Source organism: Streptomyces sp. NPDC007189 (assembly GCF_040703635.1).
GTDB lineage: Bacteria > Actinomycetota > Actinomycetes > Streptomycetales > Streptomycetaceae > Streptomyces.
This window is the reverse complement of the sequence record NZ_JBEYEY010000014.1, coordinates 154023-166186: the sequence shown is the minus strand read 5'-3', so window position 1 is coordinate 166186 and position 12164 is coordinate 154023. Positions and strand designations below refer to the sequence as shown.

The 12164-nt window shown below is 75.0% G+C and carries 10 protein-coding genes; 5 read left to right on the top strand and 5 right to left on the bottom strand.

Translation table 11 applies throughout. The features are described 5' to 3' along the window. Positions 1-3 precede the first annotated feature (3 nt). Both AB0950_RS27060 and AB0950_RS27055 read right to left on the bottom strand, forming a co-directional pair. A complete protein-coding gene (locus AB0950_RS27060; RefSeq protein ID WP_360148864.1) occupies positions 4-1293 on the bottom strand; it encodes an ROK family protein in 1290 nt (429 codons plus the stop codon). A 150-nt stretch (positions 1294-1443) separates the two neighbouring features. Next, positions 1444-4620: a cytochrome P450 gene (locus AB0950_RS27055; protein ID WP_366779591.1), complete on the bottom strand. Its 3177-nt coding sequence runs from the start codon at positions 4618-4620 to the stop codon at positions 1444-1446. 231 nt (positions 4621-4851) lie between these two features. Here AB0950_RS27055 and AB0950_RS27050 point away from each other — a divergent pair, with 231 nt between their 5' ends. After that, positions 4852-5493, top strand: coding sequence for a PAS domain-containing protein (locus AB0950_RS27050; RefSeq protein ID WP_360148870.1), 642 nt, complete (start codon positions 4852-4854; stop codon positions 5491-5493). A gap of 15 nt (positions 5494-5508) precedes the next feature. On the opposite strand, the gene AB0950_RS27045 is transcribed toward AB0950_RS27050, so the two are convergent. Continuing rightward, positions 5509-6429 carry a DUF3626 domain-containing protein gene (locus AB0950_RS27045; protein WP_360148873.1) on the bottom strand — a complete coding sequence of 307 codons (921 nt, stop codon included), beginning with the start codon at positions 6427-6429 and terminating at the stop codon, positions 5509-5511. A gap of 115 nt (positions 6430-6544) precedes the next feature. Here AB0950_RS27045 and AB0950_RS27040 point away from each other — a divergent pair, with 115 nt between their 5' ends. After that, a complete protein-coding gene (locus tag AB0950_RS27040; RefSeq protein ID WP_366779590.1) occupies positions 6545-7039 on the top strand; it encodes an FBP domain-containing protein in 495 nt (164 codons plus the stop codon). 42 nt (positions 7040-7081) lie between these two features. On the opposite strand, the gene AB0950_RS27035 is transcribed toward AB0950_RS27040, so the two are convergent. After that, a complete protein-coding gene (locus AB0950_RS27035; RefSeq protein WP_366779589.1) occupies positions 7082-7672 on the bottom strand; it encodes a TIGR03086 family metal-binding protein in 591 nt (196 codons plus the stop codon). A gap of 131 nt (positions 7673-7803) precedes the next feature. Between AB0950_RS27035 and AB0950_RS27030 the strand changes: the two genes are divergently transcribed. The 3 genes from AB0950_RS27030 to AB0950_RS27020 all read left to right on the top strand — a co-directional run bounded on the left by AB0950_RS27030 (position 7804) and on the right by AB0950_RS27020 (position 11455). After that, the gene (locus AB0950_RS27030) at positions 7804-9057 is read left to right on the top strand and encodes an aromatic acid exporter family protein (protein ID WP_360148882.1); all 1254 of its coding nucleotides are present in this window, start codon (positions 7804-7806) and stop codon (positions 9055-9057) included. A 45-nt stretch (positions 9058-9102) separates the two neighbouring features. Continuing rightward, positions 9103-10161 (top strand): hypothetical protein, encoded by a 1059-nt coding sequence (locus AB0950_RS27025; RefSeq protein WP_366779588.1) that lies wholly within the window; start codon positions 9103-9105, stop codon positions 10159-10161. A 94-nt stretch (positions 10162-10255) separates the two neighbouring features. Beyond that, a complete protein-coding gene (locus AB0950_RS27020; protein WP_360574473.1) occupies positions 10256-11455 on the top strand; it encodes a lactonase family protein in 1200 nt (399 codons plus the stop codon). On the opposite strand, the gene AB0950_RS27015 is transcribed toward AB0950_RS27020, so the two are convergent. Then, positions 11423-12148, bottom strand: coding sequence for a DUF2470 domain-containing protein (locus AB0950_RS27015; RefSeq protein WP_360148891.1), 726 nt, complete (start codon positions 12146-12148; stop codon positions 11423-11425). The two genes, AB0950_RS27020 and AB0950_RS27015, sit on opposite strands and share 33 nt — an antisense overlap. Positions 12149-12164: the final 16 nt, after the last annotated feature.

Below are 12164 nucleotides of genomic sequence, written 5' to 3'. Positions count from 1 at the left end.
CCGTCAGCGCGGCGACCGCTGTCGTAGCGCCGCTCGCCATGCCGGCAGGCGGTCCTCCGTCGCCGGTTCCGGGCGGCGGCCGCCGCTGGCGAAGAAGTCGGCCAGCGGCAGGATCGCCGCGCCGACGGTGACCGCGTCCGGGCCCAGCCGGCCGAGGTCGATGGTCACCTTGTCGGCCGGGTGCCGCAGCGCGTACGCCGTAGCGTGCCGGCGTACGGCGGGCAGGAAGCGGGCGCCCAGTTGGAGCCCCGCCCAGCCGCCGATCAGGATCCGCTCGGGCTGGAAGAGGTTGATCAGGTCGGAGAGCCCGGCGCCGAGATACTCGGCCGTCTCCTCCAGCACGGCCAGCGCCACCGGGTCGGCCGCCGCGCCGTCGGCCGGATACGCGGCGGCGAGCATCGCGGTGAGCGCGGTCTCCTCGTCGGTGTCCTCGGGCGGCCGTCCGCCCTCCTCCTGCCAGCGGGCGAGCAGCGACTCGGCGCCCGCGTAGGCCTCCAGGCAGCCGGAGGCGCCGCAGCGGCAGCGGCGGCCGCGCACCCGCACCGTCAGGTGCCCCCACTCGACGGCCCGTCCGTGCTCCACCTCGGGGGTGACCACGCACGCGCCGACGCCGGAGCCGAAGAGCACGACGACGGCGTTGTGCGCCCCGCGCCCCGCGCCGAACCACATCTCGGCCTGGCCCAGGGTCTTGGCCCCGTTGTCGATGAAGTACGGGATCTCGTCCGGGAGCCGGGAGGCCGAGCGCAGCAGCCGCTCCAGCGGGACGGCGTCCCAGCCGATGGTCTGCCCGTGGACGACGGCGCCCCGGTCCGGGGTGTGCTCGACGATGCCGGGCACGCCGACCCCGACGCCGAGCAGCCGCTCCGGTACGGCCTGTTCGGCGCCGAGCACCTCGGCGATGCCGTCGCGGATGTGCCCGGCGATCACCTCGACGTCGTAACCTTGCGGAGTCAACGGGTGTTCGGTACGGGCGAGTTCGGTCAGGGCCAGGTCGAACAGCTCGACGCGGACGCGGGTTTCGCCGACGTCGACGCCGATCATCTGCCCGCTGTCGGGGGCGACGCGCAGCAGGGTGCGGGGCCGGCCGCCGTCGGAGTCGACGCTGCCGGCCTCCTCGACCAGGCCGTCCGCGACGAGGTCGGCGACCACGTTGCTGATCGAGCCGGAACTCAGGCCGGTGGCCGGGCCCAGCTCGAAGCGGCTGAGGGGGCCGTCGAAGTAGAGCTTCTGCAGCACGGCCGTACGGTTGCCTCGCCTGAGGTCGCGCACTGTACGCCCGTTACGCCCCGCCATACGGCTCCCTTCACGAACCCGGCCCGACCTGCAACATACCCCTTCGGCCGGGCCGAAGGCGAGTTTCTCCCAACCCTTAGTTCACGATATGAGCTAAGGAGGGCGTGCGGGGATGCCGCAGAGCCGGGGCCCGGCGGGTCCGGGGGCCGCTCACCCCGCGGCGTACACGTCCTCCACATAACGCCCGTCGGCCACCAGCCCGCCGAGCCACCGCTCGGCCGCCGCCGCGTCGGCGCCCGGCGTCCGCTGCCGGTACAGCGTGCGCAGCGCCTCCCGCACGCCGGGGGCCATCCTCGCACCGTCGCCGCACACGTACACCCGGGCCCCGGCGTCCAGCAGCTCCCCCACCTCGTCGGCCTCGGCGGCGATGCGGTGCTGGACGAACATCGCGCCCCGCTCGGGCGCGGCGCTGAAGGCCGGGCGCAGCGCGACCGCGCCGACCGCCTCGGCGGCCCTCAGTTCACCGGCGTGCAGGAAGTCGGCATCGGGGGCGTCGCAGCCGAAGTACAGCAGCGCGGGCGGGAGTTCGGCACCCGTGGCGCGGGCCACGACGCGGTCGGCGACGGCACCCCGGAAGGGGGCGAGTCCCGTGCCGGCGGCGATCATCACGACCGGCGCCGAGCCGTCGATCCGGAAGGCCTCGCGGCAGGGCTGGACGCGGGCGTACACGGTGTCGCCGGGGCGGAGGGTCGCGAGGTGGCCGGAGCCCGTGCCCCGGTAGCGGCCCCTCCCCGATCGGGCGGGGGCGTCGAGGACGGAGACCATGAGGTCCACATGGCCCGCGTCGACGGCCGGCGAGGACGACACCGAGTAGTGGCGGGGCCTGAGCGGGGTCAGCAGGTCGAGCAGGAGCGGCCAGCCGAGGGCGCCGCGCAGGGCGGGGTGGTCCTCGGCGAGTTCGACCAGGGTGCGCGGGTCGTCGTCGCCGAGCGCGGCGAGGGCGGCGCGTTCGGGCGGGCAGGGGTTGGCCTCGGCGAGCAGGGCGAGCTGCCGGGCGTTCGGCCGCTCCTGCAACTCGACGTGGTGAGTGAGGAGTTGCCGTACGGTCAGCGGACGGTCCACGGCCAGGCCGTCGCGGCGGGGCCGGGTGGCACGGATGTCGAGGACGGCGTCCGGGTCGAGGCCGAACGCGGCGACGGCGCGGTCCACCAGGTCGGGGGCATTGGCGGGCAGCACGGTCAGGTGGTCGGCGGTGCGGTAGGTGACGCCCTCGGGCAGGGCGATGCGCAGGAACCGCTTGGTGCGCGGGTGTTCGGGCGCGGTGAGGTCGTACGCCTCGGTCACGGTCATCGGGACCAGATCGTGGCGGGCCGCGAGGGCGTCCAGCGGGCCGCCGGTCAGGGTGCGCACCTCGTAGGCGGTCGTGGGCTCCTCGGCCGGGGCGGCGGCGTCCGGGTCGCCGTACTCCCTCAGCAGGGCGTTGCGCAGCCGGGCGGTGAACTCCCGTACGGCGCCGCTGAGATCGCCTGAGGCGTCGGCGGCGGCCCGGTCGGTCAGGCGGGTGGCGCCCAGTTCGGCGAGGCGGGCGTCGATGCGGGTGGGGATGTGCTGGTAGGTGGCGGCCCAGTTGCGGTCGCCGACGCCGAGGACGGCGTAGGTGACGCCGGTCAGGTCGGGGGTGCCGTCGAGCCAGGCGGTGAAGGCGCGGGCGTCGTCGGTGGGCCGGCCGTTGTAGGAGGCGGCGGCGATGACGACGGCCCGGTCGGTGGGCAGTGCGTCCGCGTACGCGTCGAGGGCGGCGACCTCGGTGGCGCAGCCGACGGCGGCGGCCTCGTCGGCGAGCTGGGCGGCGAAGGCGCGGCAGGTGCCGTAGTTGCTGCCGTGCAGCACGAGGACGCCGGTGCCGGGGCGGACCCCGGCGGGGAGGGAGTCGGGGGCCGTGCCCTGGTCGGCCGGTGCGGGGAGGCCGCCGGGCAGCGGGGCGTGCACACGGTCGGCGGGGGTGCGCGGGGTGAGGGTCAGGGTGAAGCCCTCGGGCTTGAGGGTGAGGGTCTCCTTCACGGTGAGCCGGTAGTCGGCGTGGTCGTGCAGCCGGTAGCGGTGCACCAGCATGGCGAGCAGCATCGTCGCCTCGTGCAGCGCGAACTGCCGTCCGATGCAGGCGCGTTCACCGGTGCCGAACGGCTTGAAGGCGTGCACCGGGCGGGCCGCCTCGGCCTCGGCGGTGAACCGCTCGGGGTCGAACAGCTCCGGGTTGTCGCCCCAGACGGGCTGCCGGTGCAGCATCGGGGTGAGCACGGTGACGGCCTGTCCGGCCGCGAGCGGAATCCGGCCGCCCAGCAGGGTGTCCTCGCGGGCGTGCCGGCTGAACGCGGCGGCCGTCGGCCACAGCCTGAGCGCCTCGTTCAGCACCTGGCGGGTGTAGGTGAGCCGCCCGATGTCGTCGTACGACGGCTCCGGGTCGGCGGTCTCCCCCCACAGCGCGTCGGCCTCGCGCTGCACCAGCCGCAGCACGGCGGGGTGCTTGGCGAGGTAGTACAGGGCGAAGGACATCGCGCCGGAGGTCGTCTCGTGGCCGGCGATGAGGAAGGTGATGACCTGGTTGCGGATGTTGGCGGCGTCCAGGGTGGTGCCGTCGGCCGGGTGCGGCGCGCTGAGCATCAGCCCGAGCAGGTCCTCGGCGCCGCTCTGGTCGGTGCCCGTGCGGGAGGCGATCACCTCGTCCACGACCGCGGCGAGGTAGTCGGCGTCGGTCCGGAAGGCCGCGTCGGCGGCGGAGTGGTCCTCGCCCGGGGTACGGGCGAGCCGGGTCATGCTCCACTCCAGGCAGCGCACCATCGCCTCGACGAAGGGGTGCGGTTCGTCGCGTGCGAACGAGCCGAAGTCGTAGCCGAACCCGGCCAGGCCGATGGTGTCGAGGGTCATCCGGGTCATGTCGTCCGGCACGTTCACGGCCCGCCCGTCCCGGGCCGCGCGGTCCCAGGACTCGATGAGCCGGCGGGCCACCCTGAGCATCACCGGGTGGTAGGTGCGCATCGAGCCGAGCGCGAAGGCGGGCATCAGGATGTCGTGCGCCTTGGCCCAGTTCGGCTCGTCGTTGTAGGCGGTGAACAGGCCGTCCGCGGCGAAGGAGCGCACGTTCTCCAGCGCGGGCCCGATGTGCTTGGCGAACCGCCGCTCGTCGGCGAGGTCCGCGACCAGGTCGGCGTCGGCGACGAACAGCACGTCCCGGCCGTGCAGCCGGCGCACGAGCACCGGGCCGTGGGCGCGCATCAGTTCCATGGCCTGCTGGATCGGCGTGCGGCCGGGGCCGGTGGCGGTGATGTCGACGACGGGGACGCCGGGCAGGGTGCCGGCCGGGCCGGGGTGCAGTGCGGTGGGGGGCATGACGCGACAACTGCCTTTCGCGGTAACGGAGTACTGCGTTTCAGGGTGAGCGGCCGAAGGCGCCCGCCCGCGCCACGGCACTACACGATCGCGCAGTCAAAACTCGGTCGCGGGGCTTGCGCGGAGCGCGGCGAACGGACTCGGCGCGCGTGCCGGGGCCTCGGCCGATTTGCCGCTGACCTGGACGTTCGTCTTGGATGAGGGAGTGGTGCGGCCCTGCGGGAGGTGGTCATGGACCTGGGGCGGACCGACGGGGTCGTGTGGCGCAACCGGGCACTGATGCTCTTCGACCGGGTGTCGGTGCCGGTCGCGGTGTGCGATGTGTACGGCCGGGTGCTGCTGGCCAATCCCGCGATGGCGGCGGAGTGCGGTAGGACGCCGGGACGGCTGCGCGGCCAGGACGTGCTGGAGTTGTTCCGCCCGCAGGAGGCCGGGCAGGTCGAGCGGATCGCCGAGGCGCTGCGCCTGCGGCACCGCTCGCGCTACCAGGTGTCGGTGCGCTGGCGGGTGTCCGGCGGCGCCGAGCGGTACGGCGAGCTGACGGCGGACCCGGTCAGCGACAGCGTGGAGGCGACACCGGCCCTGCTGGTCATGCTGCGGGTACGGGGCGAGTGCGCGCCGCCCGCCCCGGAGCCGGCCCGGGTCACGCCGGTCGAGGGCCGGGTGCTGGCCCTGCTGGCGGGCGGCGCCACCACGGCCGGCGCCGCCCGCGAACTGGGCCTCAGCAAGGACGGCGTCACCTACCACCTACGACGCCTGTCCGCCCGCTGGAACACCGCCACCCGCACCGAACTGATCGCCCGCGCCTACGCGTTGGGCGTCCTCAGCCCGGGGGTGTGGCCCCCGGAGGCGAGGACGGCGGAGCCGGGGTGAGAGAGGTCACGCCCGTTACACCGCGCCCGCGCCCTCCCCGGCCGCCCGCAACTCCTCGCCCGCGCCCACCGTGGCCCGGTGCGCCGTCCCCGCGCCCTCCGGGGCGCCGAAGCGGGCCAGGGTGTGCCAGACCATCTTCAGGTCCTGGAGGTCGTGGCGGCCGGTGCGGGCGGCGTCGCCGATGGCGCGCGGGGTGAGCAGGCCGCGGTCGGCGATCAGCGCGCCGAGGTCGGCGTACTCGGGGCCCCGGTAGTCGGCGTGGCGGCGCAGCTCCGTGACGGTGAGCCGGTAGCCGGGGTGCCACTCCAGCGGGACGGGCAGGTGCCGGGCCGCCGCCTCCACGGGGGTGCCCCGGTAGCCGGCATCCAGGACCAGCGCCTCCGCGTCGCGGGCGAGCAGGACGCCGCCGTGCACATGGCTCTCGATGTAGTCGTTGAGCGGGTCCTGCTCGTCGGCCTCCGCCAGCGCGATCAGCGGCATCGCGGAGGACACGCCGAAGTCGGTGGGCTCGGCCGCGCTGTCCGGGTAGCAGAACGTGGCCCGGTCCAGGACCGCTCCGGTGAGTCTGAGGTGCGAGGAGCCGAAGCGCGGGGCCGCGCCGACGACCTGGCGGCGGAAGTCCAGCGCGCCGTACAGCGGGCGCTCGGCCGGCGGCGCGTCGTCGTAGACGCCGCCGAAGATCCGGCTCTCCCAGCGGGTCCGGTCGCCGCCGGGGTGCGCGGTGAGGCCGCCGTTGCTGGTGCCGGTGACGTACTGCGAGTGGTACGCGCCGTCCCGGGCCAGCGCCTCGAGGATGGGCAGTCCGCCGGAGACCCGGTCGGGATGGAAGTTCAGGGTGATGCGCAGCGCGGGGTCGAGCGGCGGGCCGCACACCCGCGTGGCGACGTGGTGCAGCGCGCGTCGGGCGCGCGGCGGCAGCGCGTGCCGGAAATCCATTGGCCGACCTCCCCCTGGCTACCTAGGCTAGCCGCGAACCTAGGACCATTAGGTTCTGGACCATGGATCCCCTGGGCCAAGGTTCGCGGCATCGAATCCGTAAAGGGCTCCCCTCATGAGATCGCTCACCGAGCAGGACATCCGCAACTGCTTTATCAACTGCTCCAAGGGGGAGGCCAAGCGGCTGGCCGTGCCCCGGGACCTCGGCGAACGCCCGTGGGACGACCTGGACTTCCTCGGCTGGCGGGATCCGGGGGCGCCCGACCGCGGCTATCTGGTCACCGAACGGGACGGCCGGCTCGTCGGCGTCGCCCTGCGCTTCCAGACGTCGCAGCGCGGATTCCTGCACCGCAGCATGTGCTCGCTGTGCCTGACCACGCATCCCGGCGGCGGCGTGACGCTGATGACCGCGCGCAAGGCGGGGCCGGCGGGCCGTGAGGGCAACTCGGTCGGCGTGTACATGTGCACCGATCTCGCGTGCTCGCTGTACGTGCGGGGCAAGAAGGTGCCGGAGTCCGGCACCCGGTTCGAGGAGAGCCTGACGACGGCGGAGCAGATCGCCCGCACGACGGGCAACCTGTCCGCGTTCATCGACAAGCTGTACGCCTGACGGCACACCCGCGAGCCGTACGCCGCGGCCGGGCCCTCGCAGTCACGACGCCGGCGGTGCCCACTCCGGGTCGCGGCCGAGGAAGGCGAGGAGGGCCGCCGTCTCGTCCCGTGGGTCGGCGGGTGTGCGGGCGGGGGCGAAGACGCTGTACGCGCGCAGGCGCGGCACCAGGTGGTCTGCGGCCGGCCGCAGGGCCGCCGCCAGGGCCGGTGCGAGTGGCCGAATCTGATGGGTGGCGACGGCGATGTCCCAGCCGTGCACGGCGGCGTCCAGCGCGGCCGCTCCGGCGGCGAGCGGCAGGGGCAGCGGGCCAAGCGGCGTCGGCACGGACTCGGCGTCGCCGGGCAGCCGCGCGTACGCGCCGGCGACGGCGTCGAGGACCTTCTCCAGTTCGGTCACCGGGTCGCCGTGCAGGGCGTCGGCCGGGCTGAACGGGTCCTCGCCGGGCCGGTCCGCGCCGAGCGCGAGGCCGTACGCCTGCTGGTCGATCCGCGCGTGGTTGAGCACCTGCCGTACGGTCCACTCGGAGCACGGCGTCGGCCCGCCCCAGGCGTTCTCCGGCACTGCGGCGACGACCTCGCGCAGATGGGCGTGCGCCTTCAGGAGCACCTCGACTCCGTCGATGTTCCCCATACCGGCTCCTCCTGGTCTTGTGACGTGGCGGTCCGTCCCCCACTGAGATCACTGTAGGAACACTTGCGGACAGTTTCGGTCCGCGATCGGCGCACGTTCGACTCGCACGAGGAAGGGGAACAGGCCAAGGGATGCACGACGTACGGAAGTGGACCACGGGACTGCTGGGCCTGCTGCAGCGCCGCCGGGAGCCGGTGGTCGTCCAGACGCTGCGCTCGGCGACGGCGGCGACGATCGCCTATGTCGTCGCGCTGCGGCTCAGCCCCGAGCCGGCCCCGCTGACCGCGCCGCTGACCGCGCTGCTGGTGGTCCAGGTGACCTTCTACGCCACGCTCACCAACGGCATCCGCCGGGTGAACTCGGTGGTGGCGGGGGTGCTGGTCGCGATCGCCTTCAGCGTGCTGGTGGGGCTGACCTGGTGGAGCCTCGCGCTGCTGATCGTGGCCGCGCTGGCCGTGGGACACCTGGTCCGCGTCGACGAGTACGTCGCCGAGGTGGCGATCAGCGCCATGCTGGTGCTCGGGGTCACCACCGTCGGGTTCACCGCCTGGGCGCGCATCGTGGAGACGCTGATCGGCGCGGTCGTCGGGACGGCCTGCAATCTGCTGCTGCCGCCCCCGGTGTGGGTGGACAAGGCGGGCCGGTCGATCGAGGACCAGGCGCGCCGGGTGCGGCAGTTGATGCTGCGGATGGGCGAGGAGGCGGCCGGCCGGATCTCCTGGGAGCGGGCGGCCGAGCGGTTGCACGAGGCCCGCCGGCTGGACCACCACATCACCCAGGTGGACGCGTCGCTGCGGCAGGCCGAGGACAGTCTGCGGCTCAATCCGCGGGTCAAGGAGGGGCTGCTGCACCGGGTGGTGCTGCGCACCGGCCTGGACACGCTGGAGATCTGCACGGTGGTCCTGCGGGTGCTGGCCCGCACCTTCACCGACCTCGCGAAGGCCCGCGGCGCCGAAGAGCTGTTCCCGCCCCGGGTGGGCGCCACCGTGGAGCAGCTGCTGTCGGAGATCGCCGACGCGGTGGTCAGCTTCGCGGTCCTGGTCACGACCCATCTGAGCGAGAACGCCGAGTCGGCGGAGGCCCGGCTGTCCGCCGAGCTGCACACGGCGGCCGGCACCCGGGACCGGCTGGCCGAGCTGCTCCGGGAGGAGATCGGCAAGGACCCGGCGCACTGGCAGCTGTACGGGGCCGTGCTGACCGAGACCACCCGGATCATCGACGAGCTGAACACCGAGCACCGCACCCGCCGCCTGCTGGAGGAGCTGGACCGGGTCTCGCGGGAACAGCGGACGAAGCTGCCGCGGATGTCCCGGCTGCGCGAGCGGATCGGCGTGCAGGACGAGCTGTGGCGGAACCGGGTGGGGTTCGGCGAACGTTTCTGGTGACAGGACGCCGGGCGGGCTCGGCGCGGACACGAGGGGGGCGGCCGGATGACCGGTTCCGGGGTGCGGATCGACGGGAACACGCTGCGGTTGCCGGGCGGGGTGGCGGTGCGGTTCGTCCGCACGCTGCGGCTGCCGGAGACGGGCACGCATCCGCTGCCGCCCGGGCTGGGCGAGTTCCCCGTCCGCCGGGTCCAGGATCACCCCGGCACGGTGCCGGCCGAGTGGCGGGCGCGCGGTGGGGTGATGCTGCCGGTGTACCTGCGCGAGGCGATGTGGCTGAGCTTTGCCGGCACGCGGGAGCCGGCGGCGCTCCAGGTCGGCGTCGGCAAGGTGTGCGCGGTGTCCGGCCGGCCCTGGAGCGGCCACTTGGCCCGGGACCCGCAGAACTACCTGGTGCTCCCCCGCCAGCCCTGGCTGGACGGCATCAACTCCGGCAAGGGGACGGTCCGCCAGTTCGTCGCCGTCCCGCTGGGCCTCGGCGCGACGGTCGAGGGGCAGGTCACCGGCGAGGAGGTGTGGGGCGGGGTGCAGCTGCAGGCGTTCCCGCTGCGGGAGCCGCTTCTGACCGAGTGGCGGCGCCGCGAGCGGGAGCGGGAGCAGGCCCGGCGCAGGGCCCTGCCCTCTCCTCCGGCGGGCGGGTACGGCGCGCCGATGCCGATGGCGGCGGCCGCGCCCGGAGCGATGCCGCCTCCCCCGGCGCCGGGCGGGGCGCCCCGGGCTGCTGCCGCCATGGGGCTGGGCGTCGGCGGCTCGATGCGCCAGGAGGTGTACCGGGACGACCGGCCGCTGACGGACTGGTCCGAGGAGCCAGCCGGGCGCGTGTTCGTGCATCTGGTCACGCCGCCGCAGTGGCGGCGCATCACCGGCGAGGCGCCCCCGCCGTCGCCGGTGGACCGGGCGGCGTACACGCGCGCGGGACTGCCCTGGTACGACTACTACGACGCCGATGCCGAGGATCTGGCCCCCACGGACGCCCTGGGGGCGGTCAAGCCGGTCGGCGAGTGGCTCGGCGACGACCTGGACCCGTGGCAGGCGCCGTCCCCCGGCCAGGTGACCCCGCTGAAGGACGCGCCCGGCAAGCCGGTGGAGGACGGCGAGTGGTAGGGCGTGCGGCGCCGGCTGCCGTACTTGCCCGCCGGGGCCCGCAGAGGCCAAGGTGGCTGTCACGCGGGGGGCGACCGACGACCTGAGGTGCTGCATGGACACGGACGACGAGCCGGTGCGGGGACGCTGGAGCCGGCGCCGGTTCGCCGGGGTCCTGGCGGGCGCGGCGGCCGTCGTGGCGGTGCCCTCCCCGGCGGCCCCGCCGTCCGGCGCCCCGGCCTCGGCGGACGAGCCCGGGCCCGCTCCCTCGCGCGGCAGGCCGTCCGGTCCGCGTCCGCTGTACGTCGGCACCTACACCTCGGCCGACGGCGGCGGCGCCGGCATCGCGCTGGCCTCCTACGACCCGGCGACCGGCCGGATCACCGGCTCCGGCGCCCTCACCGGCGTCCCCGACCCGTCGTATCTGGCCGTGCACCCGGACGGCCGCACGCTGTACGCGGTGGACGAGCGTGCGGACGGCGCGGTGACGGCCGTACGCCTGGCCGACCGGCGGATTCTGGGCACCCGGAGCACGGGCGGCGCCGGCCCGTGCCATCTGTCGGTGCATCCCTCCGGGCGCTGGCTGCTGAGCGCCAACTACGGCTCGGGCAGCGTCGCCGTGCACCCCCTCGACGCCTCGGGCGCCCCCGGCGAACGCACCGCCCTCGTCACGCACACCAGCCCACCGCCGGGCCCCGGCCAGCAGGGGCCCCACGCGCACCAGTTCGTCACCAGCCCGGACGGCGGCCATGTCCTCGCGGTCGACCTCGGCACCGACACCGTCTACAGCTACCGCCTGGACCCGGCGCGGGGCACGCTGACGGAGGTGGCGCGGGCGCACGCCCGGCCGGGCGCTGGACCGCGCCATCTGACCTTCCATCCGGGTGGCCGGTACGCCTACCTGGCCAACGAGGTGGACGACACGGTGGCCGTGTGCGCCTACGACCCGGGCAGCGGCCGGCTGACGATCGGTGAGCCGCAGTCCACCGGCTCCGGCGGCGGCGCCAACTACCCGGCGCAGTTCGTGGTGACGGCCGACGGCGGGTACGCGTTCCTGGCGAACCGGGGTCACAACAGCCTCGCGCGGTACGCCGTCGAGGCCGGCGGCGCCCGGCTGCGACTGCTCGGCACGGTGCCGGTGGGCGGGGACTTCCCGCGGCAGATCGCTCTCTCGCCGGACGGCGGGCTGCTGTTCGCGGCGAACCAGCGCTCGGGCACGGTCACCGTCTTCCACGTGGACCCGGCCAGCGGTGAACTCCGGTCGGCCGGCGAGCCGTTCGCGTCACCCGTCGCCGTCTGCGCGCTGCCGCTGTAGCGCGCGGGGGCAGGCGGCGGCGCTCGCCCGGGCGAGCAGGGCGTGCACGCGTTCGGTGAGCTGGGCGACGTCGTCGGCGGGCGTGTGGAAGGGCAGCCGTACGTCGCCGTGGGCGCGGGTGCGTTCGATGCGCAGGGTGAGTCCGTGCCGGTCGACGGCGAGGGGCCGCACGCGGGTCGCGGCGTGCAGGCTCTCCGGGCGGATCAGGCGGGTCAGCCGTTCCACGGCGTCCGGGTGGGCGTCGGCGAGGTGGGTGAGGAGCCGGGCCTCGGCCCCGGCGAGGGGGTCGGGCCGGGCGGCGGCGTACTCGTCGAGGCCGACGACGACGGCCCCGCCGGACCGCCTGAGCACCACCCGCGCGGGCCGGAACAGGAAGCCGCCGCGGTCCGGGGTGATCCGGCCGGACAGATACAGCCGGGCCCGGATCCGCTCCCGTACCGGTACGGGCGCCACGTCCGCGAACTCCAGCACGGCGGGGGGTTCCTGGCGCGGGGCGCAGAGGGCGGCGGCCGTCAGGGCGCTGTCGTCGGGCACCGCCAGGCGCACGGCGCCGTCGTCGGCCACGGTGTGGGCGCCGACGTACTCCTCCCGGGCGCCGTCCGCGGTCACCGCGCACGACCAGGCCGTGGCCAGCACCGACCGTGCCCGTTCCGCCGCGCCGGGTGCGGCGGTCCAGTCCTGCGTGTCACCCATCCGAGACCTCCTTAGG

Coding starts and splice junctions, on each gene's coding strand:
- AB0950_RS27020 (WP_360574473.1), top strand. CDS start 10,256: ATGGACACGGACGACGAGCCGGTGCGGGGACGCTGGAGCCGGCGCCGG.
- AB0950_RS27015 (WP_360148891.1), bottom strand. CDS start 12,148: ATGGGTGACACGCAGGACTGGACCGCCGCACCCGGCGCGGCGGAACGG.
- AB0950_RS27060 (WP_360148864.1), bottom strand. CDS start 1,293: ATGGCGGGGCGTAACGGGCGTACAGTGCGCGACCTCAGGCGAGGCAAC.
- AB0950_RS27055 (WP_366779591.1), bottom strand. CDS start 4,620: ATGCCCCCCACCGCACTGCACCCCGGCCCGGCCGGCACCCTGCCCGGC.
- AB0950_RS27025 (WP_366779588.1), top strand. CDS start 9,103: ATGACCGGTTCCGGGGTGCGGATCGACGGGAACACGCTGCGGTTGCCG.
- AB0950_RS27040 (WP_366779590.1), top strand. CDS start 6,545: ATGAGATCGCTCACCGAGCAGGACATCCGCAACTGCTTTATCAACTGC.
- AB0950_RS27050 (WP_360148870.1), top strand. CDS start 4,852: ATGGACCTGGGGCGGACCGACGGGGTCGTGTGGCGCAACCGGGCACTG.
- AB0950_RS27030 (WP_360148882.1), top strand. CDS start 7,804: ATGCACGACGTACGGAAGTGGACCACGGGACTGCTGGGCCTGCTGCAG.
- AB0950_RS27045 (WP_360148873.1), bottom strand. CDS start 6,429: ATGGATTTCCGGCACGCGCTGCCGCCGCGCGCCCGACGCGCGCTGCAC.
- AB0950_RS27035 (WP_366779589.1), bottom strand. CDS start 7,672: ATGGGGAACATCGACGGAGTCGAGGTGCTCCTGAAGGCGCACGCCCAT.